Source organism: Sulfuritortus calidifontis (assembly GCF_003967275.1).
Taxonomy (GTDB): Bacteria; Pseudomonadota; Gammaproteobacteria; order Burkholderiales; family Thiobacillaceae; genus Sulfuritortus; species Sulfuritortus calidifontis.
Genome location: NZ_AP018721.1, coordinates 1,782,197 through 1,808,976, shown reverse-complemented (window position 1 = coordinate 1,808,976; position 26,780 = coordinate 1,782,197). Strand labels below are relative to the sequence as shown.

Annotated in this window: 13 protein-coding genes, 1 tRNA gene and 1 pseudogene; 10 read left to right on the top strand and 5 right to left on the bottom strand. The window is 62.0% G+C overall.

All coding sequences use genetic code 11. The features are described from left to right. Positions 1 to 8 precede the first annotated feature (8 nt). The 6 genes and pseudogenes from EL388_RS09280 to EL388_RS14420 all read left to right on the top strand — a co-directional run. A complete protein-coding gene (locus tag EL388_RS09280; RefSeq protein ID WP_232019086.1) occupies positions 9 to 2,315 on the top strand; it encodes a peptidase domain-containing ABC transporter in 2,307 nt (768 codons plus the stop codon). A 23-nt stretch (positions 2,316 to 2,338) separates the two neighbouring features. After that, positions 2,339 to 2,764: a hypothetical protein gene (locus EL388_RS09275; protein ID WP_126462790.1), complete on the top strand. Its 426-nt coding sequence runs from the start codon at positions 2,339 to 2,341 to the stop codon at positions 2,762 to 2,764. A 122-nt stretch (positions 2,765 to 2,886) separates the two neighbouring features. Next, positions 2,887 to 3,618 (top strand): transposase, encoded by a 732-nt coding sequence (locus EL388_RS09270; protein ID WP_126462788.1) that lies wholly within the window; start codon positions 2,887 to 2,889, stop codon positions 3,616 to 3,618. Positions 3,619 to 3,631: 13 nt separating this feature from the next. Next, on the top strand, positions 3,632 to 3,859 hold the full coding sequence (locus EL388_RS09265; RefSeq protein WP_126462785.1) for a hypothetical protein: 228 nt from the start codon (positions 3,632 to 3,634) through the stop codon (positions 3,857 to 3,859). 15 nt (positions 3,860 to 3,874) lie between these two features. Continuing rightward, positions 3,875 to 4,549: a hypothetical protein gene (locus EL388_RS09260; protein WP_126462782.1), complete on the top strand. Its 675-nt coding sequence runs from the start codon at positions 3,875 to 3,877 to the stop codon at positions 4,547 to 4,549. A gap of 19 nt (positions 4,550 to 4,568) precedes the next feature. Next, a pseudogene (locus EL388_RS14420) lies at positions 4,569 to 4,946 on the top strand (M23 family metallopeptidase); the annotation flags it as partial. Between the two features lie 189 nt (positions 4,947 to 5,135). Here the strand turns inward: EL388_RS14420 and EL388_RS13955 are convergent. Together EL388_RS13955 and EL388_RS13950 are read right to left on the bottom strand one after the other, a co-directional pair. After that, positions 5,136 to 5,405 carry a hypothetical protein gene (locus EL388_RS13955; protein WP_165919111.1) on the bottom strand — a complete coding sequence of 90 codons (270 nt, stop codon included), beginning with the start codon at positions 5,403 to 5,405 and terminating at the stop codon, positions 5,136 to 5,138. 72 nt (positions 5,406 to 5,477) lie between these two features. Further along, positions 5,478 to 6,080, bottom strand: a complete 603-nt coding sequence (locus EL388_RS13950; RefSeq protein WP_165919112.1) for a hypothetical protein — start codon at positions 6,078 to 6,080, stop codon at positions 5,478 to 5,480. Here EL388_RS13950 and EL388_RS14240 point away from each other — a divergent pair. Continuing rightward, positions 6,066 to 18,881, top strand: a complete 12,816-nt coding sequence (locus EL388_RS14240) for a VCBS domain-containing protein (RefSeq protein WP_338057652.1) — start codon at positions 6,066 to 6,068, stop codon at positions 18,879 to 18,881. The genes EL388_RS13950 and EL388_RS14240 overlap by 15 nt on opposite strands. A gap of 122 nt (positions 18,882 to 19,003) precedes the next feature. After that, positions 19,004 to 20,368, top strand: coding sequence for an HlyD family type I secretion periplasmic adaptor subunit (locus EL388_RS09250; RefSeq protein ID WP_126462776.1), 1,365 nt, complete (start codon positions 19,004 to 19,006; stop codon positions 20,366 to 20,368). Between the two features lie 134 nt (positions 20,369 to 20,502). On the opposite strand, the gene EL388_RS09245 is transcribed toward EL388_RS09250, so the two are convergent. Next, positions 20,503 to 20,578, bottom strand: a tRNA-Arg gene (locus EL388_RS09245). 152 nt (positions 20,579 to 20,730) lie between these two features. Here EL388_RS09245 and EL388_RS09240 point away from each other — a divergent pair. Both EL388_RS09240 and EL388_RS09235 read left to right on the top strand, forming a co-directional pair. Next, positions 20,731 to 21,123 (top strand): TraR/DksA family transcriptional regulator, encoded by a 393-nt coding sequence (locus EL388_RS09240; RefSeq protein ID WP_126462773.1) that lies wholly within the window; start codon positions 20,731 to 20,733, stop codon positions 21,121 to 21,123. A 55-nt stretch (positions 21,124 to 21,178) separates the two neighbouring features. After that, complete coding sequence (locus EL388_RS09235; RefSeq protein ID WP_126462770.1) at positions 21,179 to 23,083, top strand: ATP-binding cassette domain-containing protein; 1,905 nt, start codon at positions 21,179 to 21,181, stop codon at positions 23,081 to 23,083. A gap of 259 nt (positions 23,084 to 23,342) precedes the next feature. Here the strand turns inward: EL388_RS09235 and EL388_RS09230 are convergent, their stop codons facing one another. Continuing rightward, positions 23,343 to 24,242, bottom strand: a complete 900-nt coding sequence (locus tag EL388_RS09230; RefSeq protein ID WP_165919116.1) for a diguanylate cyclase — start codon at positions 24,240 to 24,242, stop codon at positions 23,343 to 23,345. A gap of 124 nt (positions 24,243 to 24,366) precedes the next feature. Next, positions 24,367 to 26,757, bottom strand: a complete 2,391-nt coding sequence (locus EL388_RS09225) for a phosphoketolase family protein (protein WP_126462764.1) — start codon at positions 26,755 to 26,757, stop codon at positions 24,367 to 24,369. Between the last annotated feature and the right edge of the window lie 23 nt (positions 26,758 to 26,780).

Here is a 26,780-nt window from a genome sequence, read left to right as displayed (position 1 = left end):
CAGAGTCTTTGGCGGAACAATCGGACGCGCAGGCCCAGCCACTGCTGCACCCCATCTCGCACGACGAACTGCTCTGGCTGCTGGGTAGCTTGTGCAACCGCTATCGCATCCCCTTCGATGCGGCACTCATCGCCCAGGAGTTTCCGCCACCCTACACCCTGGCCACTTTCCACGAGGCGGCGCGTTCATTAGGTCTCAAGACCGGTAACCGTGAATTGCCCGGCGTGGACTGGCAAGGCCTGCCGCTGCCCGCCATCGCCTTCATTCGTGCGACCCCCCAACACGCCGCAGATGTCGTTGAGGGCGGCAAGGAAGGCGAGCTTACCCTGGCCGAGCCCACTGCCGACTTGGCTGAAATTGAGAGCGAGCCCAGTGCAGACCACGGTGCCCCGGCTCAGCCCAGCGTCCCCGTCCTCATTCTAAACAGCGAGGCCGGTCAGTTGCTCTACTTCCGCCCCGGCGCCCAGGCGCCGGAGAGCTTGCCGGCCGGGGAGGCCGCCGCCTGGTTCGAGCCCGAGTTGGTGCTGGTGACCAAAGAATCGGTGGGGGAGGGCAAGGCAGAAGAGATTCCTGGCTTCGAGACCGAGAAAAAGGAATTCGGCTTCAGCTGGTTCATACCTGAACTGCTCAAGCACAAACTCATCTGGCGCGACGTACTGCTGGCCTCGCTGGCCATCCAGTTGGTCGGCCTCGCCACGCCGGTATTCACCCAGGTCATCATCGACAAGGTGGTGGTGCACCAGACCCAGAGCACCCTCTGGGTCATCGGCATTGCCCTGATCATGTTCCTGGTCTTCACCACGGTCATGAGCTGGCTGCGGCAATACCTGGTGCTGCACACCGGCAACCGCATCGACGCCGTGCTCGGCAGCCAGGTCTTCCGCCACCTCTTGCGGCTGCCCATGCCCTATTTCGAGCACCGGCCTACCGGCACTCTGGTTGCCCGCCTGCAGGGGGTGGAGACCATTCGCGAGTTCGTCTCCGGCGCCGCCATCACCCTGTTGCTCGACTTTCCGTTCCTGCTGATCTTCCTGGCGGTGATGTTCGCCTATTCCTGGCAGCTCTCGCTCATCGCCGTCGGCTTGCTCGGGGTGATCTGTGTGCTCAGCTTCCTGGTCGTGCCCATCTTCCGCGAACGGCTGAACAAGCAGTTCATGCTTGGCGCCCGCAACCAGGCCTTTCTCACCGAATACCTCTCCGGCATGGCCACGGTGAAGTCGCTACAGATGGAGCCGGACATCGACCGCAAATATGGCGACCTCTTCGCCCAATATCTGGCCGCCGGCTTCAGCGCCAAGCAGGCGGGCAACACCTACAACGTCGTCACCAATGGCGTGGAGCAGGTGATGACGCTGTCCATCCTGATCGTCGGTGCCCTGCTGGTGATGCAGAACGACGGCTTCACCGTCGGCATGCTGGTCGCCTTCCAGATGTTTGCCAGCCGCATGAGCCAGCCCATGCTCCGGCTGGCCGGCCTGTGGCAGGAATTCCAGCAGGCCGACATCGCGGTCAAGCGCCTGGGCGACATCCTCGACATGCCGCAAGAGCCGCACACCCTCACGCCCAAGCGGGAGAATGCCGGACAGGGCCGCATCGATCTGGCCGGCATCGGCTTCCGGTATTCCGAGCATCACCCCTGGCTCTACCGCAATCTCAACCTCACCCTCAAGCCTGGCCACCTTACCGTGCTCATGGGCCCGTCCGGTTCCGGCAAGAGCACCTTGGCTAAACTGCTGCTGGGCTTCTATCTGCCACAAGAGGGCAATATCAAGCTCGACGGCAAAGACATCCGCACCATGGCCGCCAACGAGCTGCGCACCGCCTTCGGTGTGGTGCCGCAGGAAACCGTGCTGTTCTCCGGCACCGTTTACGACAACCTGGTCATGGCCCACCCCCATGCCGGCTTCGAGGATGTAATCGCTGCCTGCAAGGCCGCCGAGATCCATGACGTCATCGAACACCTGCCCGAGGGCTACCAGACCGAATTGGGCGAGCATGGCGTCGGCCTCTCCGGCGGCCAGCGCCAGCGTATCGCCATTGCCCGCGCCTTGCTCAAGCGGCCCAAGATTCTCGTGTTCGACGAGGCCGTGTCCAACCTGGATCAGCAGACGGCCGAAGGTTTCGCCAAGACCATCAACCAACTCAAGGGCAAGGTCACCATGCTCTTCATCACTCACCAGATACCGCGTGGCCTGCAAGTGGACGAGGTGCTCAGCTTCGGCCCGCGTCAGCAGGCGACGCGGATGGAGGTGGTGGAGGATGAGCGGCGGCGGGATGGCGACAATAAAGAAACGAACGAAACGATGCACAATTAATTGTTGAGGGGGATAGAGGAGCGATGAAAAGGAAATCAACGCCAGGTACATTGATTATTGTTGTGTCGCTGATAATTGTAACCATTGGGATTTCTGAGGCGGGTTTTGAAGATAGAACGTTCGAAAATCAGCGGCTTGATCTCGCAAGGAAATCGGAAAATATTCTGATTGAAAATGGGGTCTGCTCGTCGATAAAGGACTGCCGAAATAAGAAATTAATATTTATTAGCCCTGCAAAATCTGGGATTAACGTTAAAACATATTCGATAAGTAGCAAAGCTGCTTTGCAGCAATTGACATCTCAGTGTGCCAAAGCATTTCTAGATGCTAATGGCGCAATTAATATAACTATAGAAATGTTCTCAATATCAAAAGATGAGGAACTAAAACGGCATTTCTGGCAAGCAAGTCATCCAAGCATGACTGTTGAATTTAAGGGAGATAAATGATGCCAAGTGTAGAACTTAGGGTGGACACTGGGGGTAGCGATTGGAAGCCACATTCTTTTCTGGTGATTACTGGGCCGAAATTAAAGGGGTCAGCTTCGCATAATCTTTCGAGCCGATAAACCATGCCCCGTCGCCCCCGCATCAAACTAGCCGGACTGCCCCAGCACATCGTCCAGCGCGGCATCAATCGAGAGCCCTGCTTCTTTGCCGAGGAGGACTGTCACAGTTACCTCCATTGGCTGGAGAAAGCGGCTGCCGATTGGCATTGCGCCATCCACGCCTATGTCCTGATGACCAACCACGTCCATCTTCTGGTCACCCCGGAAACCGAAACCGGCACCGCTAAACTCATGCAGGCCATCGGGAGACGCTATGTCCAATACATCAACCGCAGCTACAAACGCACCGGCAGCCTGTGGGAAGGGCGCTACAAATCCAGCCTCGTACAGGAAGACGCCTACCTGCTCACCTGCATGCGCTACATCGAACTCAATCCCGTCCGCGCCGACATGGTGCAAGACCCCGGCCAATACCGTTGGAGCAGCTACCGGCACAATGGGCTCGGCCAAGCCGACCGGCGCATCACGCCCCATCCGCTCTACCTTGCCCTCGATCAGGATGGGCCGGGCAGGCACATCGCCTACCGAGCCCTGTTTCGCAGCCAATTGGACGACGAGGCACTTGCCGACATCCGGCTTGCCCTATCCCAGGGGCGGCCGCTGGGCAGCGATCGATTCAGCGACAAGGTTTGCGCGGCTGTGGGAATCCGGCGCATGCAGAGCAAGCCGGGTAGGCCGACCGGCAAACCTGTGAGAAGCGACGAGTCAAAAGACCAGGTGGATTTTGGATTCTGATGGGAGGATGCGTATGAGGGCTTTGTTGAAAAATATTCCGAAGCTGACCCCTTTGGTCGCTTTGGTCGAGCTCAAGGGCAAGGTCACCATGCTCTTCATCACCCACCAGATCCCGCGCGGCCTGCAAGTGGACGAGGTGCTCAGCTTCGGGCCGCGCCAGCAGGCGACGCGGATGGAGGTGGTGGAGGATGAGCGCCGTCGGGATGGTGAAGATATGGTCAGGGCTAATGAAGGGGACTAAAGAATGGCTCAGGCAATGAAACTGGTTGGTATTGACGTATGGAAAGAAACAAACTCGGAAAATCAGGAACTATCTACAAAAAGAAACAAAACGCACATTCAAAATAGATTGCCAATGCAAAAGTGGGCTTTTTATATTGTTATCGCCACATTACTGTTTATTGGCGGTGGCTCTGCGACTGGTGCAGAAATATCTGGCATTGAGCAGCTTATTGGTTTGCGCATTCCGCCAAAGATTTTGGGTAGTAAACAAGGTGACTTGCCTGGTTGGAATACATTGGGTGGCAGTATCTTGAGTTCGAATGGGAATACGATTCTTATTGAAAGGGGATACATAAAAGACGAAGGTGGTTTTGTGCTTATACAGGTTGATAGAGATATGACTAGAACTGTGATTGATGGGCGTCGTCTCCCAATCAATCTGCTGCGTTATCAATTGCAAAATGGAAAACTGGCGTGGCGCAAGAACGCGATTAATAGATATGGCATAGAGCGCTGCGAAAAAAAAGGAGATGTTGGTGTGTATGTCGGGCTGATGAAGCCCGAACATGGGAAGGAAGGCTGCTTGCACTATAGCAGGCAGGTAAAAATGGCGTGGCGTCTAAATGAAAAAACTACAAAACTGGATGATGTTTCGCCTGTGGGTGTTTATTGTTTTTATCCGGATGCGGAAGACGAGTGCAGTAAATAAATAATTGAGGGAGATTGATATGGCAAGAAATTATTCCAATATTGTTCCTGGTTATACCCGTGTGAGCGGTCAATATGGACCACGGACCGCTCCGAAAGAAGGAGCATCAAAAGACCATAAGGGCATTGATCTGGCGGCGCCGGAAGGAACGGCAATTTACTCGCCATATGAAGGGAAAGTTTCTGAAATTCGCGCCGATTATGATGGCAGTAAGGCCGGAAATTGGATTGCAATTCAACATACATTGCCCGATGGCACCGTGGTCATTACACGCTATCTACATTTACAGGAGATGCCGACTGATTTGAAAGTCGGTGACACCGTCTCACAGGGTAAACAAATTGGAAAAGTTGGCAATACGGGTAATGTTAGTACGGGTCCGCATCTACACTATGAAGAGCGTCAGGCCACAGGAAAACCTAACTCGAGTGGCATATACCCATGGAACAAATCGGTAGCCAAGAATCCAGCTCAAGACCCGTTTGGTTTCGCACCAGAGCCTTTTTTGCGTCTACGAATGGACAAAGAGCTTTCTAGTATTAAGCAAAAATATAACAAAGCTACTATCACCCGATCCCCGATTGCTTTAGACCTGAATGGGGATGGAATTACTACTACTGACTTGCGGAGTGGTTCTTATTTTGACCATGACGGCAACGGTTTTGCCGAACAAACCGGCTGGGTGGATAGCGAGGATGGCCTTCTTGTTCGCGATCTCGATGGCAATGGAACGATTGATGCCGGCCGGGAGCTTTTTGGCTCTGAGACTTTGCTTGCCAATGGACAAAAGGCAGCCAACGGTTATCAGGCGCTGGCTGAATTGGACAGCAATCATGATGGTCAGATTAATCAGCAAGATGCTGCCTATTCTTCCCTGAAAATCTGGAAAGACATTGATGGTGATGGCTACAGCGGTGCCGATGAACTGCTAACGCTTGCTGATGCAGGGGTGGCTGGCATTGCCACCGGTTATGCCTCGACCAGCCAGACGGACGCCAACGGCAACGTTGTTAAACAAACGAGCACCTTCACCAGAACTGACGGCAGTGCCGGCGCCACAGCTGACATTTGGTTTCAGGTAGACAAGACCAATACCATCGCCAACGACTGGCTGCCAGAAACCGATGCGGTCGCTGCGCTGCCTGACCTGCAGGGTTTTGGCAATGTTCATGACCTGCACCAAGCCATGCTGCGGGACAGTGGTGGCCATCTGCAAGCGCTCGTTGAGCAATTCGCCAGCGAGACGGATGCAGCCGCCCGACATGCGCTGACAACCCAAATTATCTACGCTTGGGCAGGTGTAGAAGGTATTGATCCTGCCAGTCGGTCCGCCAGGCTTATCTACGGCAACGCCATCGGCGACGCCAGAAAACTCGCCAGCTTGGAAGCCTTCCTCGGTGAGCCTTATCTGGGTACGTGGTGCTGGGGGGAGCGCGACCCCAACCCGCACGGCCCGGCCTCCAAGATTCTTCTCCGAGCCTTTGATGAGTTGGCCGACAGTATTTATAGCCAGCTCATGGCGCAAACGCATTTTCAATCCTTAGTAGATAGCATCGTTGCAACGTGGAATGTTGCCACTAACCGATTTGACTGGGATGTCAATGACGCCATCGCGGCAATGCAAGCAGTCTACGATGCCGATCCTGTAAATAGTGTTCTTATCTTCAGTGAGTTTGGCGATGTGCTTAAACTCAGCGGAGAGGATGGCGGTCAAGTGCTTAATGCCCTGCGTGCGCAAGGCGACCTTAACGGCGATGGCTTTGCTCGTCTGCTGGGCAGCATGGGGCTCGAAAGCACCCTAGGCGATTCTGGGAATAACACCTTGCGGGGCAGCAACGGCGACGATGTCCTATATGGCATGGCAGGGCACGATAACCTGTATGGAAATGGCGGCAACGATTATCTGAGCGGTGGCACAGGCGACGATTATCTAGTGGGCGATGTGGGCAACGATGTCTACCTGTTCAATTTGGGAGACGGCCAGGACATCATTTTCGATGTCGATCCCGCCACTGGAAATATCGATACTCTGCGCTTTGGCACGGGCATTTCGCCTGAAGACATTACGCTGAGCCGCAGTGGTTTCGACCTGAAGCTCAACATCAACGGCAGTGCTGACAGCATTCTCATACACACCTGGGGCGAGGGCGATGCCTACCGCATCGAGCGCATTGAGTTCACGCCGCCGGAAGGGTCTACGGAGGCGGGAGTCGTCTGGGATTTAGCCCAGATCAAGGCCATGATTCCTGTGCCGGTGAGCACGGAAGGCGACGACGTGCTGTTCGCATGGGAAGGCGATACCGAAACTCCGCGTGGCCTTGGCGGTGACGACATTCTTTACGGCAATGGCCTCGACAATGCCCTGGAAGGTGATGATGGGAATGACCGACTCGATGGTGGCGAGGGGCGGGATATTCTCATCGGCGGAGCGGGCGATGACGTCTATGTCGTCGACGATACGGGTGACGTGGTCACGGAAAACTCGGACGAAGGGCAAGACACTGTACTCTCCAGCATCAGCTATACCCTGGGTGAGAATCTTGAAGACCTCGTGCTTCTCGGTGCGTCCTCAATCAATGGAACGGGCAATGCCGTAAATAACGCTGTCACCGGCAACAGCGGCAATAATGTGCTCTCTGGCATGGCTGGCGACGACACCCTGACCGGCAATGGCGGCAACGACTGGCTCGACGGCGGCAGCGGCACCGATGTGATGATCGGCGGCACCGGCGACGATAGCTATGTGGTCGATACCCTGGCGGATACCGTGACTGAACTGGCGGGGCAGGGCACCGACACAGTCTATACGGATCTGACTTATACCCTGGGCGCCAACGTCGAGAACCTGACCCTCACCGGCACGGATGCGGTGACCGGCACCGGCAACGAGCTCAACAACGTGCTCACCGGTAACTCTGCTGACAACACCCTCTATGGCCTGGCCGGCAATGACACCCTCGATGGCGGCCTGGGGGCCGACACCATGCTGGGCGGCACGGGTGACGACACCTATGTCGTCGAAAGCACCGGCGATCAGGTGATCGAGCAGGCCGGCGAGGGCATTGACCTGGTCAAGTCCGGCATCGACTACACTTTGACCGACAACGTCGAGAACCTCACCCTTACCGGCACGCAAAACCTCACCGGCACCGGCAACGTGCTTGACAACGTGCTTACCGGCAACGACGCCGCCAACACGCTCTATGGCCTGAGCGGCAACGACACCCTGGATGGCAAAGGCGGGGCCGACACCCTGGTCGGCGGCACGGGCAACGATACCTATGTGGTGGACAGCGCCGGCGACGTGGTGACCGAGTCGGCCGGCGAGGGCGCGGACACGGTTCGTTCCAGCATCAGCTACAGCCTGGGAGACAACGTCGAGAACCTGACCCTGACCGGCGGCAACATCAGCGGTACCGGCAACGAGCTCGACAACGTTCTTATCGGCAGCAGCGGCAGCAACGTGCTCGACGGCGGCGTGGGTGCGGACAGCATGGCCGGCGGTTATGGCGATGACACCTATGTCGTCGACAATGCCGGCGACACTGTCACCGAGTATGCCTATCAGGGCACCGACACCGTCATCGCGCCGTTCGACACCACCTTGGGCGCCAACGTCGAGAACCTCATCCTTACCGGCAACGCCATCAACGGCACCGGCAACGAACTCAACAACGCCATCACCGGCAATGCCGAGAACAACGTTCTCACCGGCCTGGCCGGCAACGACACCCTGGACGGTGGCGCCGGTGCCGACCTGCTGGTCGGCGGCACGGGTGACGACACCTATGTGGTCGACAACCTGGGCGACGCCACCGTGGAATTGGCGGGCGAAGGTATCGACACGGTCAAGGCCAACCTGACCTGGACCCTGGCCGACAACCTGGACAATCTGACCCTGACCGGCACGAATGCCATCGATGGCACCGGCAACGTGTTGGACAACGTCATCACCGGCAACGATGCGGCCAATACCCTCACGGCCCTGGCCGGCAACGACACGCTGGATGGCGGTCTGGGCGCCGACACGCTGGTCGGCGGCACCGGCAACGACACCTATATCGTCGACAACGTCGGCGACGTGGTCGTCGAGGCGGCCGGCGAGGGCACCGACCTGGTCAAGGCCGGCGTCACCACCACCCTGTCCGACAACGTCGAGAACCTTACGCTCACTGGCACGGCCGCGATCAACGGCACCGGCAATGTGCTGGACAACGTCATCATCGGCAACAGCGCGGCCAACACCCTGAGCGGTCTGGCTGGCAACGACACCCTGGACGGCAAGGCTGGCGCCGACACCTTGATTGGCGGTACGGGCGACGACACCTATATCGTCGACAATACGGCCGACGTGGTGGTGGAGTCTGCCGACGAGGGCATGGACAGCGTCCTGGCCTCGGCCACTTACACCCTCTCGGCCAACGTCGAGAACCTCAGCCTCACCGGCACGGCCAGCATCGACGGTACCGGCAATGCGCTCGGCAACAGCATCGTCGGCAACAGCGGCAACAACCGCATCGACGGCGGCGCCGGGGCCGACCAGATGGCCGGCGGCGCCGGCAACGACACCTACATCGTCGACAACACCGGCGACGTGGTGACCGAGGCTGCCAGTGCCGGTACCGACGGCATCGAGGCCTCGGTGAGTTATGCCCTGGCCGACAACGTCGAGAACCTTACGCTCACCGGTACGCAAAACCTTACGGCTACCGGCAATGTCCTGGCCAATACCCTGACCGGCAATGCCGGCGACAATGCGCTCTATGGCCTGGATGGCAACGACACCCTGGCCGGTGGTGCGGGCAACGACCTGCTCGATGGCGGCAGCGGGGCCGATGCCATGGCAGGCGGTGCGGGTGACGACACCTATATCGTCGACAACGCCGGCGATGTCGTGACCGAGCTGGCGGGTGAAGGCACCGACACGGTGCAGTCGTCCATCAGCTATGCGCTGACCGACAACGTCGAGAACCTGATCCTCACCGGCACGGCCAACATCGACGGCACCGGCAACGAGCTCGACAACACGCTCACCGGCAACAGCGGCAACAACCTGCTGGACGGTGGTGTCGGGGCCGATGCCATGGCCGGTGGCATGGGGGACGACACCTATATCGTCGACAACGCAGGCGATGTGGTTAGCGAGGTGGCTGACGCAGGCACGGACACCGTGCAGTCATCCATCAGCTACACCCTGACCGACAACGTCGAGAATCTGGTGCTTACCGGCACCGATGATCTCAACGGTACCGGTAATGCCCTGGCCAACAGCCTCACCGGCACGGCAGGCAACAACCTGCTGGACGGCGGGGCGGGGGCCGACAGCCTGATCGGCGGCGCCGGCAACGACACTTATATCGTCGATAACAGCGCCGATGTCGTGCTGGAGAATGCCAATGAGGGCACCGACACGGTGCTGGCCTCGGCGGACTACACGCTGAGTGCCAATATCGAAAACCTCACCCTCACCGGCAGCGCCGACCTTTCCGGCACCGGCAACGCCCTGGACAACACCCTCACCGCCAACGCCGGCATCAACACCCTGGCCGGTGGCGCGGGCAACGACACCTATCTGGTCAACGACACGGCCGATGTGGTGATCGAGAACGCGGGCGAGGGCAACGACACCGTCCAGTCCTCGGCCACCTACACCCTCTCCGACAACGTCGAGAACCTGATCCTCACCGGCACGGCCAACCACGACGGCACCGGCAGCGCCCAGAACAACACGCTCACCGGCAATAGCGGCGACAACGTGCTCGACGGTGCGGCGGGTGCCGACCAGATGGCCGGCGGCGCGGGCAATGACACCTACATCGTCGACAATGCCGGCGATGTGGTGACCGAGAATTCCGGCTCCGGTACCGACACCGTGCTCTCCTCGGTGAGCTACACCCTGTCGGCCAACGTCGAGAATATGACCCTGACCGGGGCCGCCAACATCGACGCCACCGGCAATACCCTGGACAACACCCTGATCGGCAACAGCGGCAACAACAAGCTTTACGGCCTGGCCGGCAACGACACCCTGATCGGCAATGCAGGCAATGACCTGCTCGACGGCGGCACCGGCAACGATGCCATGAGCGGCAACGCCGGCGACGACACCTATGTCGTCGACAGCGCGAGCGACACGGTGACGGAGAATGCCGACGAAGGCATCGACACCGTCCAGTCTTCCATCAGCTACACGCTGGGCGCCAACGTCGAGAACCTGACCCTGACCGGCACGGCCAGCATCAACGGCGCCGGCAACGAGCTGGACAACGTGATCGTCGGAAACAGTGGCAACAATGTGTTGTCGGGCCTGGCCGGCAACGATACGCTGACCGGCAACGCCGGCAACGACACCCTGGATGGCGGCACGGGGGCCGACACCATGGCGGGTGGCGCCGGCAACGATACCTATGTCGTCGACAACGCAGGCGACCTGGTGACGGAGAACGCCAACGAAGGCACCGACCTGGTCCAGTCTTCGATCAGCTACACCCTGACCAACAACGTCGAGAACCTTACCCTCACCGGCAGCGATGACATCAACGGCACCGGCAACGCCCTGGCCAACGTCATCACCTCGAACAGCGGCATCAACGTGCTGGCCGGCGGGGCGGGCAACGATACCTATGTGGTCGACAACACGGCCGACGTGGTGGTGGAAAACCTCAACGAGGGCACCGATCTGGTGCAGTCCTCGGCCACCTATACCCTGTCCGACAACGTCGAGAACCTGACCCTCACCGGCACCGCCAACATCGACGGCACCGGCAACGTCCTCAACAACACCATCATCGGCAACAGCGGCAACAACGTGATCGACGGCGGGGCGGGTGCCGATGCCATGCAGGGCGGCACCGGAAACGACACCTATATCGTCGACAATTCGGGCGATGCGGTGACCGAGGCGGCCAGTGCCGGTACCGACCTGGTCTATTCCTCGGTGAGCTACACTCTGACCAGTAACGTCGAGAACCTGACATTGACCGGAACCGCCAACATCAACGGCACCGGCAACACCCTCAACAACATCATCCTCGGCAACACCGGCAACAACCGCCTGGACGGCAGCACCGGCGCCGACCAGATGGCTGGCAACCTGGGCAACGATACCTATGTGGTGGAAAACGCCGGCGACATCGTGACCGAGAGCCTGGACGAAGGCATCGACACCGTCGAGTCCAGCATCAGCTACACCTTGACCAACAACGTCGAGAACTTGACTCTGACCGGCACGGCCAGCATCAACGGCACCGGCAACGCGCTGAACAACGTCATCATCGGCAACAGTGGCAACAACGTGCTGTCCGGCCTGGCCGGCAATGACACGCTGACCGGCAACGCCGGCAACGACACCCTGGATGGCGGCACGGGTGCCGACACCATGGCGGGTGGTGCCGGCAACGACACCTATGTGGTGGACGACAACGGCGACCTGGTGACCGAGAACCTGAACGAAGGCACCGACCTGGTCCAGTCCAGTATCACCTACACGCTGACCAGCAACGTCGAGAACCTCACCCTTACCGGCACGGCCAATATCGACGGCACCGGCAACACCCTCAACAACCTCATCACCGGCAACAGCGGTGCCAACATCATCGATGCCGGCGCGGGGGATGACACCGTCAATGCGGCCTCGGGTAACGACACCATCACCGGTGGCGACGGCAACGATATGCTCAATGGTGAAGCCGGCAGCGACACGATTTATGGCAATGCCGGTAACGACACCCTCAACGGCGGCCTCGATATCGACACCATGGCCGGCGGCACTGGTAACGATACCTACATTGTCGACAACACCGCCGATGTGATTATCGAGAACCTGAACGAGGGTACCGATCTGGTCCAGTCCTCGGCTACCTACACCCTGTCGGACAACGTCGAGAACCTCACCCTCACCGGCACGGCCAACATCAATGGCACCGGCAACGTGCTCGACAACGTGATCATAGGCAACACCGGTGCCAACGCGCTTTATGGCCTGGAAGGCAACGACACCCTGAATGGCGGTGCAGGCGCCGATGCCATGACCGGCGGCACCGGTAACGACACCTACATCGTCGATAACACGGGCGACACCGTGATCGAGGCAGCCGACGAAGGCACGGACCTGGTGCAGTCCAGTGTGACCTATACCCTGTCGGCCAACGCCGAGAACCTCACCCTGACCGGTACGGCCAGCATCAACGGCACCGGTAATGGCCTCGACAACATCATCGTCGGCAACAGCGGCAACAACGTGCTGTCTGGCCTGGCCGGAAACGACACGCTGACCGGCAACGCCGGCAACGACACCCTGGATGGCGGCACCGGTGCCGACACCATGGCCGGTGGTGCCGGCAACGACACCTACGTGGTGGACGACAATGGCGACCTGGTGACCGAGAACCTGAACGAGGGCACCGACCTGGTCCAGTCCAGCATCACCTACACGCTGACCAGCAACGTTGAAAACCTCACCCTCACCGGTACGGCCCTGATCGACGGGACCGGCAACACCCTGAACAACATCATCACGGGCAACAGCGTTTCCAACGTCTTGGATGGCGGCGCCGGTGACGACACCATCAATGCCGGCTCCGGCGACGACACCCTGATCGGCGGCGACGGTAACGACACGCTCAATGGTGAAGCCGGCAGCGACACGCTGTATGGCAACGCGGGCAACGACACCCTCAATGGCGGTCTGGACATCGACACCATGGCGGGCGGCATTGGCAACGATACCTATGTGGTCGACAACACCGCCGACGTGATCGTCGAGAACCTGAACGAAGGCACCGATCTGGTCCAGTCTTCGGCCACCTACACGCTGTCGGCCAACGTCGAGAACCTCACCCTCACCGGCAGCGCCAACATCAACGGCACCGGCAACGTGCTGGCCAACGTGATTATCGGCAACACCGGGGTTAACACCCTCTATGGCCTCGATGGCAACGACACCCTGGACGGCGGTGCCGGCGCCGACACCCTGGTCGGTGGCACCGGCAACGACACCTATGTCGTCGACAATACGGCCGATGTCGTCATCGAGAATGCGGACGAGGGTACCGATCTGGTCCAGGCCAGCGTCAACTACACCCTGACGGCCAACGTCGAGAACCTCACGCTCACCGGTACTGGCAACATCAACGGCACCGGCAACGAGTTGAACAACGTCATCGTCGGCAACAGCGGTAACAACGTGCTCTCCGGCGTTGCCGGCAACGACACGCTGACCGGCAACGCCGGCAACGACACCCTGGATGGCGGCGTCGGTGCCGACACCATGGCGGGCAATGCCGGAAACGATACCTATGTCGTCGATGAGGTGGGCGACGTGGTGACCGAGGCTGCCAACGAGGGCACCGACCTGGTCCAGTCCTCGATTAGCTACACCCTGGGGGCCAATGTCGAGAACCTCACCCTCACCGGCGCGGCAGACCTCAATGGCACCGGCAACACTCTCAACAACACCCTCACCGGCAACAGCGGCAACAACGTCATTGACGGTGGTGCGGGCGCAGACACCATGATCGGTGGTGCCGGCAACGACACCTATATCGTCGACAATACCGCCGATGTCATCACCGAGGCGGCCGGCGGCGGCACCGACAACGTATACGCCAGCGCCAGCTACACCCTCTCGGCCAACGTCGAGAATTTGACGCTCACCGGCACGGCCAACATCAACGGCACCGGCAATACCCTGGACAACATCCTGCTCGGCAACAGCGGCAACAACACCCTCAGTGGCGATGCCGGCAACGACACCCTGGATGGCGGCGCGGGTGCCGACAGCATGAGCGGCGGCACGGGCGACGACACCTACATCGTCGACAATGCCGGCGACGTGGTGACCGAGGCGGCCAGCGCAGGCAACGACACTGTGAAGTCCAGCGTCAACTACACGCTGACGGCCAACGTCGAGAACCTGGTGCTGACCGGTGCGGCGCTCAACGGCACCGGCAACAGCCTCAACAACACCATCACCGGCACGGCCGGCAACAACACCCTGGACGGTGGGGCAGGGGCGGACAGCCTGATCGGCGGCACCGGCGACGATACCTATGTCGTCGACAACACCGCCGATGTAGTGACCGAGCTGGCCGGCGAAGGTACCGACACCGTCCAGGCCTCGGCCAACTACACCCTGGCCGACAATGTCGAGAATCTGATCTTGACCGGCACGGCCAGCATCAACGGCACCGGCAACGATCTTGACAACGTCATCATCGGCAACAGCGGAAACAACGTGCTCTCTGGCCTGGCTGGCAACGACACGCTGACCGGCAATGCCGGCAACGACACCCTGGATGGCGGCAGCGGTGCCGACATCATGACCGGCGGCGCCGGCAACGACACCTATGTGGTCGATGAGGCCGGTGACGTGGTGACCGAACTGGCCGGCGAGGGCACCGACACCGTCCAGTCCGCCATCAGCTACACGCTGGCCGATACCCTGGAGAACCTCACGCTGACCGGCAGCGAATCGCTCACCGGTACCGGCAATGCCAGCGCCAACGTGCTGACCGGCAATGCCGGCGACAACGCGCTCTACGGCCTGGCCGGCAACGACACGCTGGTCGGCAATGCCGGCAACGACCTGCTCGATGGCGGCAGCGGCGCCGACAGCATGGCCGGCAACGGCGGCGACGACACCTACCTCGTCGACAACGCCGGCGACGTGGTGACCGAAGCGGCCGGCGAGGGCGTCGACAGCGTGCTGTCGAGTGTCAGCTACACGATGACCGCCAACGTCGAGAACCTGACCCTGACCGGCACCGGCAATCTCAACGCTACCGGCAACGCCTTGGCCAATACCCTCATCGGCACCGACGGCAACAACCTGCTCGACGGTGCAGCCGGTGCCGACATCCTGATCGGCGGCCTCGGCGACGATACCTATGTGGTCGACAACAGCGCCGATGTGGTCGTTGAGGCGGCCGATGCGGGCCTGGATACCGTACAGGCCTCGGCCAGCTACAGCCTAAGCGACAACGTCGAAAACCTCAGCCTCACCGGCACCGGCAACATTGATGGCACCGGCAACGCGCTCGACAACGTGATCGCCGGCAACAGCGGGGCCAACATCCTCCAGGGCTTGGATGGTAACGACACCCTCGACGGTGGCGCCGGCGCCGACACCCTGGTCGGCGGCGCAGGCAACGACGGCTATGTCGTCGACAATGCAGCCGACAGCGTGGTCGAGAATGCCGACGAAGGTATCGATAGTGTCAGTGCCTCCGTCAGCTACGGCCTGTCCGCCAACGTCGAGAACCTGACCTTGACCGGCACGGCCAACATCAACGCCACCGGCAACGAGCTGGACAACAGCCTGGTCGGCAACAGCGGCGCCAACGTGCTCGATGGCGGTGCCGGGGCGGACAGCTTGGTCGGCGGTGCCGGCAACGATACCTACGTGGTGGACAATGCCGGCGATGTGGTGGTCGAAGCCGCAGGCGAAGGCACCGACCTCGTCCAGTCGTCCGTCAGCTACAGCCTGGGCGACAACCTCGAGAATCTCACCCTCACCGGCAATGCCGATCTGAATGGCACGGGCAACGCTGCGGCCAACACCCTGACCGGCAACGCCGGCGACAACGTGTTGTCCGGTCTGGCCGGTAACGACACGCTGATCGGCAATGCCGGCAACGACCTGCTCGATGGCGGTACGGGTGCCGATGCCATGAGCGGTGGCATGGGTGACGACATCTATGTGGTGGACGACCTGGGTGACACCGTGACCGAGGCGGCCGATGCCGGCATCGATCGGGTCCAGTCGAGCATCAGCTACACCTTGGGCAACAACGTCGAAAACCTCAGCCTGCTAGGCAATGCCGACATCCTCGGCACCGGCAATGCGCTGGACAACATCCTCGTCGGCAACGCCGGCAACAACCAGCTCGATGGCGGGGCAGGCAACGACACCCTGGACGGCGGCGCCGCCAACGATACCTTGGTCGGTGGTGCCGGCAACGACAGCTATGTCTTCCAACTGGGCAGCGGTAACGACCGCATCGTCGACGGCCAGGGCAGCGACACCCTGCTGGTCGGCAGTGGCCTGACCGAGTTTAACCTCGAAGCCGAACGGGTCGGCGACGACCTGCTGATCCACATCCTCGGCACCGAAGACTTTGTCACCCTCGACAACTGGTATGCCCAGGCTGAAGGCATCGACCGCATCGTCTTCGGCGACGGCAGCAGCCTCGACCGCGCCGGCATCGACGGCCTGCGCAACCGGCCGCCGGTGGCCAACGCCGACAGCATCACGGTCTACGAGGATGGTGACGCACTCATTTTCCCGACCACCGATCTTCTGGCCAACGACACCGACCCCAACCCCAACGATGTCCTCTCGGTCATCGCGGTTGGCACCTCCCAGGTCGGCGCCGACATCACCCTCACCGACGGCCAGATCAGCTACGACATCGGCAGCGCCTTCCAGAACCTGGCCGAAGGCGAAGTGCTGCAGGACAGCTTCAGCTACACCATCGCCGACAGTAAGGGCGCCCAGGCCGCCTCGCTGGTCAATGTGAACATCGTCGGCGTGAACGACGCCCCGGTTACCGCCGGTGACGTCGCCGCCACTATCGAGGATGCAGCCCTGCCGATCACTGGCTACGTTTTGTCCAACGACACGGACGTCGACAACGGCACCGTGCTCCAGATCGCCGCCACCAGCGATTATGTCGGTGCCTACGGCACGCTCACCTTCGCCGCCGATGGCAGCTACAGCTACAGCCTGCACAACGACAGCCTCGCCGTGCAGGCCTTGGCCGAGGGTCAGGTCGTGGTCGACAGCTTCGCCTACGAGGTGACTGACGGCATCGCCGCCGTCGGCTCGACCCTGGATATCAGCGTGACGGGCGTGAACGATGCGCCGGTGGTAGCGGGCGATACCAACGTGGCTGGCGAGGATGGCATCCTGTCCGCAACCGGCAACGTGCTGGTCAACGACAGCGATGTCGATTCCGGCACCGTGCTGCAAGTGGCCGCCCCCGGCGATTATGTCGGCACCTACGGCACCCTCAGCCTCAATGCCGACGGCAGCTATCTCTATAGCCTGAGCAACGACAGCCTAGCGGTGCAGTCCCTGGCTGAGGGCCAAGTGGCCATCGACCATTTCGCCTATGCCGCCACCGACGGCCTGGTCTCAGTCGACTCTGCCCTTGAAGTCTCCGTCACCGGTGTCAACGACGCGCCGGTCGTCGAGGCCGACGTCAACTCTGTCATCGAGGATCTCGCAATCGCGGCCATCGGCAACGTCCTGGCCAACGACAGCGATGTCGACATGGGCACGGTGCTCACCGTGCAGGCCCCCGGCGACTATGCCGGCAACTATGGCAGCCTCAATCTGGCAGCCGATGGTGGCTACACCTACAGCCTGAACAACGACAGCACGGCGGTGCAGGCCTTCGGCCGCGACAAGGTGGTGACCGAGCACTTCGACTACAGCGTCACCGACGGCATGGCTGCCGTGGCCTCCAGCCTGGAAATCACCGTCAACGGCACCAACGACGCCCCCATCCTGGTGACGCCGCTGGCCGATCGGCAGATCAACTTCCACAAGCCGTTCTGCTGGACCTTGCCGGCGGGCAGTTTTATAGACATCGATGAGGGCGACACCCTCGACTACACGGCCACCCTGGCCGACGGTTCGGCGCTGCCTGACTGGCTGACCTTCGATGCGGCCAGCCAGAAGTTCTCCGGCCGGGCACCCAAGGAAGTGGGCTATCTCGACATCCGGGTGACTGCAACCGATCGCGTGGCGGCCACTGGCAGCACCGAGGGCAGCCTGTCCGCCTCCGATGTCTTCCGCGTCAGCATCAGCCACGGCAACGAGGGCCTGGGCAATGGCGAGGATGCGCCGCCGCCCGGGCATGATTACAACCATAATGATGGCCCGGGCACCTACCCTGGCAATCCGGGCTCCCGCAACCGCAGCTATGACCCCGCCGACGAGGACAAGCGTTCGAAATCGAAAGACGACGAGAGCGAAGGCGGGAACTGGGACAAGAAGCAGCCGGCAGCGGCTGCCCTCAATGCCGCCCAGTGGGACAAGCACGGCCAACCCGCCGCGGCCGGCCGCAGCCAGGGCGATGCCACACAGATGTTCGCCCGCTGGCTGAACATGGACCTGGCCGTATCCAAGGCCCTGGCCGACAAGCCGTCGTTGTCCTGGCTGGACGAGCGCATGGGCGCCGATACCACTGCTCTCAGCAAGGCCAGTGCCGGCTACCTGGGTTCGACCCTCGCCTTCGGCAAGGACGGCCTCTCGCTTGCGGGCGGCACGGGCTTTGACCCGAAGGCCTTCCGCGGTTTGGGCGAAGGGATGCGCAAGATCGGCTAGCCGTCGTGATAAAGCGAAACGGATGCACTCGAACTTCCCCTCCCCCATGGGGGAGGGGTAGAGGAGAGGGCAGGCGGCCCCTCATCGGGCCGGGCTACAATTTGTAAGGAAGCAATGCCGCAATGGATGTCCTGAACAAGCTCTTCCCCAAGGTCGAAAACCCGGTCGACTTCGCCCCGCCGCTGCTGCGCCTGCAGGCGCAATCACCCAACCCCATGGGCCGCAAAGTCCTCTGGGCCATGCTGATTCTGCTCGGCTGCCTCATCCTTTGGATGCTCATCGGCCGGCTCGACATCGTCTCGGTGGCCGAAGGCAAGCTGGTGCCGCAGACCTACGTCAAGATCGTCCAGCCGTCCGAGGCCGGCATCGTCAAAGAGATCCTGGTCAAGGAGGGCCAAACCGTGACGGCGGGCCAGGTGCTCATGCGCATGGACACCCTGATCACCGATGCCGATGCCAAATCGCTGGAGGCGGAACACGCCCGCAAGCAGTTGGGCCTGCGCCGCATCGATGCCGAACTGTCGGGCACCCCCTTCCGCAGCGTGGCTGGCGACCCGCCGGATTTGGCCCGGGAAACCGAGTCCCAATACCGCGCCAACCGCGCCGCTCTGGAGGCCGCCCTGGCCGAAGAGCGCTCCCGCCTGATCAAGGCGCGGCAAGACCTGTCCGCCGCCGAGCAAATCCGCACCAAGCTGGCCGAGGTGCTGCCGCATTATCGCGAGCAGGAAAAGGCCTACGACAAACTGGCCAAGGAAGGCTTCGCCGGCCCCTTGATGCTGAGCGACAAGCGGCGCGAGCGCATCGAGAAAGAGCAGGAACTCAGAACCCAGGAACACGTCATCGAATCGGCCCGCGCCGGCATCATGCAGTCCGAGAAGAAACTCACCCAGATCAATTCCGACTACCGGCGCCAACTCTATGCCGAGCGCACCGAGGTGGCCAACGCCCTGGACAAGCTGACCCAGGAAGTGGCCAAGCAAACCCACCGCCAGGCACTCATGGAACTCAAGGCGCCCCAGGCCGCCGTGGTCAAAGACCTGGCCACCCATACCTCGGGCACCGTCGTTCAGCCCGGCACCGTGCTGCTCACCCTGGTGCCCAAGGACGAAACCCTGCGCGCCGAGGTCTGGGTGTCCAACGAAGACATCGGCTTTGTCCGCCCCGGCCAGAAGGTACGGCTGAAGTTCGCCGCCTTCCCCTTCCAGAAATACGGCATGATCGACGGCACCGTCGAGCACGTCAGCGCCGATGCCGCCGACAACACCGCCAGCAACGGCCCGGTCGATCCCAACGGCCGGCCCCGGCAATACGTCTACAAGGCCCTGGTTACCCTGAAGGCGATGAACCTGGAACTGGAAGGCGAAAAGCTGCCGCTCTCGGCCGGCATGCAAACCTATGCCGAAATCCTGCTCGGCACCCGCACCGTGGCCGAGTACCTGCTGTCGCCAGTGCAAAAGGCCTGGCACGAATCGGGCAGGGAGCGGTGAGATAGAGCCTAGGATGCTTAGGCAACTGGATTATTGTCACAGTGTTGTCGCAACGTGGTGTGACAAGTGAGAGAAATCTAAAGTAAGCGAATTTAATGGAAATCCGCGTAATCTCTTGCACTACAAGGCTTTTGTGGCGCCCCCGGCACGAATCGAACGTGCGACCCTCCCCTTAGGAGGGGGATGCTCTATCCACTGAGCTACGAGGGCAGAAACGCGGAACCGCGTTCTGCCGCGATTTTAACCCAGCGCCGCCGGGAATCCCATGCGCCCGGGCATGGCTTTCAAGCCCTGCTTGCAGTCGGCCGGATCGGGACCATAATTCAGATATAAATCTCTTTTGCCAAATGCAGGTAAAGATCATGCTCAGCAAACAAGACAGACAAGCCGTTCGCGCCGCCCTGGAAAAGCGTAAAGCGGCACTGCTGGCCGAGATTCGCGCCGCGCTGGCCGAAAGCGACGACAACCAGTACCGCGAACTGCTGGGCGGCTCGCCCGGCGACAGCAGCGACGAGGCCCTGGCCTCCAGCCTGGCCGACCTGTCGGCGGCACGGATGGAGCGCGAGGTGCGCGAATACCGTGCCCTGGAGGCGGCCGAGCAGCGGCTGGACAGCGCCGACTTCGGCGTCTGCGCCGATTGCGGCAAGGCCATCCCGGTCGGCCGTCTGTTGGCCAATCCGGCCGCGGCGCGCTGCGTGCAGTGCCAGGAAACTTTCGACAGGACCCACGCCGGCCAGCCGCACGGCTCTTTATAATTACGGCTGTTCATCACGCTCAAGAGACGGGGCAGCGCTGCCCCGTTCGTTTTTCATGCCCCTGCTCACCCTGGACAAACTCGAACTGGCCTATGGCCACTGGCCGCTGCTGGACGGGGCCTCGCTGGTGTTGGACAAGGGCGACCGCGTTGGCCTGATCGGCCGCAACGGTACCGGCAAGTCCAGCCTCTTGAAGATCGTCGCCGGCGAGACCCGGCCCGATGCCGGCGAGGTCTGGCGCCAGCCCGGCTTGCGCCTGGCCTATGTGCCGCAGGAGCCCAGCTTCGTGCCGGGCCACCGTGTATTCGATGCCGTGGCCGAGGGCCTGGGCGAGGCCGCGCAGTTGATCGTCGATTACCACGCCGCCACCCATCGCGTGGCCGAGGGCGACGAGGCGGCCCTGGCCGAGCTGGAACGCCTGGGCCATGAGCTGGAGGTGCACGACGCCTGGCGCCTGAACAGCCGGGTCGACGAGACCCTGAGCCGGCTCGGCCTGCCGGCCGACACCCTGGTCGAGACCCTGTCCGGCGGGCAGAAGAAGCGCGTGGCCCTGGCCCGCGCCCTGGTCGCCGACCCGGAGCTCTTGCTGCTCGACGAGCCGACCAATCACCTCGACTTCGAGGCCATCGCCTGGCTGGAGGAACTGCTGGTCGGCTTTGCCGGCGCGCTCTTCTTCATCACCCACGACCGGCGCTTTCTCGACAACGTCGCCAATCGCATCGTCGAGCTCGACCGCGGCCAGCTGCGCAGCTACCAGGGCAACTTCGCCGCCTACCAGCGGGCCAAGGCCGAACAGCTGGAAGTGGAGGCGGTGCACAACCGCAAGTTCGACAAATTCTGGAAGCAGGAGGAGGCCTGGATTCGCAAGGGCATCGAGGCCCGCCGCACCCGCAACGAGGGCCGGGTGCGCCGGCTGGAAGACCTGCGCCGACAACGGGCGGCGCGCATCGAGCGCATCGGCCAGGTCGAGTTCGCGCTCGATACCGGCGAGCGCTCGGGCAAGCTGGTGGCCGAGCTCACGCACGTCACGCACGGCTATGGTGGCCGCACGCTGATTCGCGATTTCTCCAGCCGCATCCTGCGCGGCGACAAGATCGGCCTGATCGGCCCCAACGGCGCCGGCAAGACCACCTTGATCCGCCTGATCCTGGGCGAGCTCAAGCCCGACAGCGGCCAAGTGCGCCAGGGCACCAATCTCAACGTCGCCTACTTCGACCAGTTCCGCAACGCGCTGGACGACGAGAAGACCCTGATCGACACCATCGCGCCCGGCTCCGATTACGTCGAGATCGGCAACGAGCGCAAGCATGTGATTTCCTATCTGGAGTCCTTCCTGTTCCCGGCCGAACGGGCACGGGCCAAGGTCTCGGCGCTGTCCGGCGGCGAGCGCAATCGCCTGCTGCTGGCCCGGCTGTTCGCCCGGCCGGCCAATCTCTTGGTGCTGGACGAGCCGACCAACGACCTCGACATCGACACCCTGGAGCTGCTCGAACAGCTGTTGCAGGACTACCCGGGCACGGTGCTGCTGGTCTCGCACGACCGCGCCTTCCTCGACAACGTGGTCACCCAGTCCATCGTGTTCGAGGGCGAGGGCAGACTGACCGAGATCGCCGGCGGCTACGACGACTGGTTGCGCTATCGGGCCGGGCGCGAGGCCGCCGTCGGGAAGCCCAGGGCCGACAGGCCCGCGGCGAAGCCGGAAAAGGCCCAGCCCAAGCCGGCCAAGCCGGGCCTGAGCTACAAGGAGAACAAGGAGCTGGAGGCCATCCCCGGCCGGATCGAAGCCTTGGAGGCCGAGCAGGCGCAGCTGGCGGAGAGTCTGGCCGATCCGGCGATCTATCGCGATCGGCCGGAACAGGTGAAGGCGCTGAACGCGCGCGCCGGCGCCATCGAGGCGGAACTGCTGGATTTGCTCGCCCGCTGGGAGGCGTTGGAAGCGAAACGCGGAACCGAAGCCTAGCAGGCCGTTGAAAAAACTACTGCGGTGGGCCATCTGCGGCGTTGCGCGGTGTTGGCTTCGGCCGCTTCGCTTAACCTCGGCGGCGCCGAGGTCAGCCTGCGCCGAAACTTCGTTTTGGCTACGCCGAAACTTCGTTTTCGCTCCCTCGCCTATCTGCTTGATATGTGGCTACGCCGAAACTCACTTCGTTCGTTTTCTCGGTCGCTGTGCTCCGTGCGCCTTGCATCTGGCCATCCTCGCTACGTTTTTCAACAGCCTGCTAGAGCGCGACCTCGACCCGGTTGCGCCCGTTTTCCTTGGCCTTGTACAGGGCCTCGTCCACGTGCTGGATCGAATCCTGGATGGGGAAGCCCGAGCGCAGGTAGCCGACGCCGAACGAGCCGGTCATGCGGATGGTCTGCCCATTGCTGGTCGGAATGTCCAATTCGGCCAGGCCCTCGCGCAGGTGATTCAGCCGCTTCTCCGCCGTCTTCAGGTCGGTGTTGGGCAGGCAGATCAAAAACTCTTCGCCGCCGAAGCGGAAGATCGAATCGTATTTGCGCAGTGAGCGGACGAGGAAATCGGACACGCTCTTCAACGCGAGGTCGCCGGTGATGTGGCCATGCTCGTCGTTCACCTGCTTGAACCGGTCCAGGTCCATCAGGGCGATCACGCAGGGGTGCTCGGTGCGGCCGGCGCGCTCCTTTTCCTCGATCAAGCGGTGGAACATGGCATAGCGGTTGCCGGTGCCGGTCAGCTGGTCGATGGCGCACACCCGCTGCAACAGGGTGTACTGGAACTGGCGCGCCTCCATCTGGAAATTGATCGCCAGATCCATGAAACGATCATAGTCCTGCGGGTTGACCGGCTGCCCGGCGCGGTGCGCCCGCATCAGCACGCGGGCGGCATCGTGCATGGTCTTGTGCCGGTCTTCCAGGTCTTCGAACAGGGGCTCGTTGCGGAACAGCAGCCTGCCGTCGCCGTCATACCATTGGCCGAACTGGCACAGGTGGTGGGCATTTTCGTCGAGATCGCGCTCGTGGTGGTCCTCGTTGCAGAGCAGGCCGCGGATGAAATCCTTCAGCCAATTGGCATGGTGGCCCATGGCGACGTTCAGGTTTTCCAGTGCCGTGAACGACTGGCTGGTGATCTGCACCGATTCGATCGAGAATCTTTCCATGGATGGATCATTTGCCATAGGTTAAGTCGACAGCATAGCCAGCCCGCCGGCAGATGAAAAGCCAGCCGTTGGCAAGCTTGCGGCAGTTCGGGCTCGATCGCCCGTTTCGGTGGTGGTTGCGCCCTCAGTGCTTCGCTTGCGGCCAGGTCCATCCGGCCTGTTCTGGCTGGTCGACCCCGTGCGCATAGGCATAATTACGGCACTCGATCTGTAGCTCCCTGAGCTTTTCCTTGACATGGGCGCCGGCCACCAGGAGGCCGGGCACCCGGTTGATCACGTCGATCGCGAGCGAGAAGCGGTCGATCTCGTTGCGGATGGCCAGCTCCAGCGGCGTGTTGATGTTGCCCTTTTCCTTGTAGCCGCGCACATGCAGGTTGCGGTGGTTGCTGCGGCGATAGGCCAGGCGATGGATCAGCCAGGGATAGCCGTGGAAGTTGAAGATGATCGGCTTGTCCAGAGTGAACAGGCTGTCGAAGTCGCGATCGCTCAAGCCGTGTGGATGTTCGCTCGCCGGGGTGAGCCGGTACAGATCCACCACGTTGACGAAGCGGATCTTCAATGCCGGGAAGTGCTCGCGCAGCAGGCACACCGCCGCCAGGGCCTCCTGGGTCGGCACGTCGCCGCAACTGGCCAAGACCACGTCGGGCTCGCTCCCCTGATCGTTGCTGGCCCAGTCCCAGATGCCGATGCCCTTGGTGCAGTGGCGGATGGCGGCATCCATGTCGAGATATTGCAGATGGCTCTGCTTGTCGCAGACGATGACATTGACGTCATTGCTGCTCCTCAGGCAATGGTCGGCCACCGACAGCAGGCAGTTGGCGTCGGGCGGCAGATAGATGCGGGTGACCGAGGGGCTCTTGTTCACCACCAGGTCGAGAAAGCCCGGGTCCTGATGGGTGAAGCCGTTGTGATCCTGGCGCCAGACGGTGGAGGTGATCAGCAGATTGAGGCTGGACACCGGGGCCCGCCAGGGAATCTGCTCGGCGATGCTGAGCCATTTGGCGTGCTGGTTGAACATGGAATCGATGACGTGGACGAAGGCCTCGTAGGTCGAGAAGAAGCCGTGCCGGCCGGTGAGCAGATAGCCCTCGAGCCAGCCTTCCAGGGTGTGTTCGGACAGCATCTCCATCACCCGGCCGTCGGCCGCCAGCTCGCCGCCGTCGGCATCCTCCGGCAGCTGGTCTGCCAGCCAGGTCTTCTTGCTCGCCTGATACACCGCGCTCAGGCGGTTGGAGGTGGTCTCGTCCGGGCCGAAGACCCGGAAATTGTCCGGGTTCTGGCGCAGGATGTCGCGCAGGAATTCGCCCAATGGCTGGGTGTTCTCCACTTCGCTGGCACCTGGTGCCGCCACCTCGACGCGATAGGCGCGAAAGTCCGGCAGGCGCAGGGCGCGGCGCAAAAGGCCGCCGTTGGCGTGGGGGTTGGCGCTCATCCGGCGCTTGCCCCGGGGCGCCAGGGCCCTGAGCTCGGGCACCAGGCGGCCGTTCGCATCGAACAGCTCCTCCGGCCGGTAGCTGCGCAGCCAGTCCTCCAGCAGCTGCAGATGCGCCGGGTCCTCCCGTACCCTGGCCAGGGGCACCTGGTGGGCGCGCCAATAGCCCTCGACCTTGTGGCCGTCCACCTGCTTCGGCCCGGTCCAGCCCTTTGGCGTCCTCAACACGATCATCGGCCAGCGCGGCCGCTCCGGTATGCCGCTGGCGCGTGCCAGCCGCTGGATGGAGCGGATTTCGGCCACACAGGCCTCCAGGGTGGCGGCCATGGTCTGGTGCAAGGTCATCGGGTCGTCGCCTTCGACGAAGTGGGGTGTCCAGCCGTAGCCCTGGAACAGCTGCTGCAATTCCTCGTGGCTGATGCGCGCGAGCAGGGTGGGGTTGTTGATCTTGTAGCCGTTGAGGTTGAGGATGGGCAGCACCGCGCCGTCGCGGATGGGGTTGAGGAATTTGTTGGAATGCCAGGCGGTGGCCAGCGGTCCGGTCTCCGCCTCGCCATCGCCCACCATCACCGCCACCAGGAGATCGGGGTTGTCGAAGGCGGCGCCGAAGGCGTGGGCGATGGAATAGCCCAGCTCGCCCCCCTCGTGGATGGAGCCCGGGGTCTCCGGTGTGCAGTGACTGCCGATGCCGCCCGGGAAGGAGAACTCTTTGAAGAACAGGCGCAGGCCTTCCACGTCTTCGCCCTTGTTGGGATAGATCTCGGCATAGGTGCCCTCCAGATAGACCGGCGCCAGCACGCCCGGGGCGCCATGGCCCGGGCCGGCCAGGAAGATGGCGTTCAGATCGTCTTGCACGATCAGGCGGTTCAAGTGGGTGTAGGCGAAGGCGAGGGCCGGGCTCGCGCCCCAGTGGCCGAGCAGGCGCCGCTTGATGTGCTCGGGCTTGAGCGACTCGCGCAGGAGGGGGTTGTCCTGCAGGTAGATCATGCCGGCCGCCAGGTAGTTGCAGGCGCGCCAGAAGGCATGCAGGCGGTTCAATTCCTCGGCTGGCAGGGGAGTGGGGTTGCGGCTGATCTGGTTCATCTTCTGGCCTCGGTTCGTGACGG

What these genes read in the sequence shown, in the direction of transcription:
- EL388_RS09260 (WP_126462782.1), top strand. Translation starts at nt 3,875, where the DNA reads ATGAAACTGGTTGGTATTGACGTATGGAAAGAAACAAACTCGGAAAAT.
- EL388_RS09250 (WP_126462776.1), top strand. Translation starts at nt 19,004, where the DNA reads ATGGATGTCCTGAACAAGCTCTTCCCCAAGGTCGAAAACCCGGTCGAC.
- EL388_RS09225 (WP_126462764.1), bottom strand. Translation starts at nt 26,757, where the DNA reads ATGAACCAGATCAGCCGCAACCCCACTCCCCTGCCAGCCGAGGAATTG.
- EL388_RS09275 (WP_126462790.1), top strand. Translation starts at nt 2,339, where the DNA reads ATGAAAAGGAAATCAACGCCAGGTACATTGATTATTGTTGTGTCGCTG.
- EL388_RS14240 (WP_338057652.1), top strand. Translation starts at nt 6,066, where the DNA reads ATGGCGCAAACGCATTTTCAATCCTTAGTAGATAGCATCGTTGCAACG.
- EL388_RS09270 (WP_126462788.1), top strand. Translation starts at nt 2,887, where the DNA reads ATGCCCCGTCGCCCCCGCATCAAACTAGCCGGACTGCCCCAGCACATC.
- EL388_RS09240 (WP_126462773.1), top strand. Translation starts at nt 20,731, where the DNA reads ATGCTCAGCAAACAAGACAGACAAGCCGTTCGCGCCGCCCTGGAAAAG.
- EL388_RS13950 (WP_165919112.1), bottom strand. Translation starts at nt 6,080, where the DNA reads ATGCGTTTGCGCCATGAGCTGGCTATAAATACTGTCGGCCAACTCATC.
- EL388_RS09235 (WP_126462770.1), top strand. Translation starts at nt 21,179, where the DNA reads ATGCCCCTGCTCACCCTGGACAAACTCGAACTGGCCTATGGCCACTGG.
- EL388_RS09230 (WP_165919116.1), bottom strand. Translation starts at nt 24,242, where the DNA reads ATGGAAAGATTCTCGATCGAATCGGTGCAGATCACCAGCCAGTCGTTC.
- EL388_RS09265 (WP_126462785.1), top strand. Translation starts at nt 3,632, where the DNA reads ATGAGGGCTTTGTTGAAAAATATTCCGAAGCTGACCCCTTTGGTCGCT.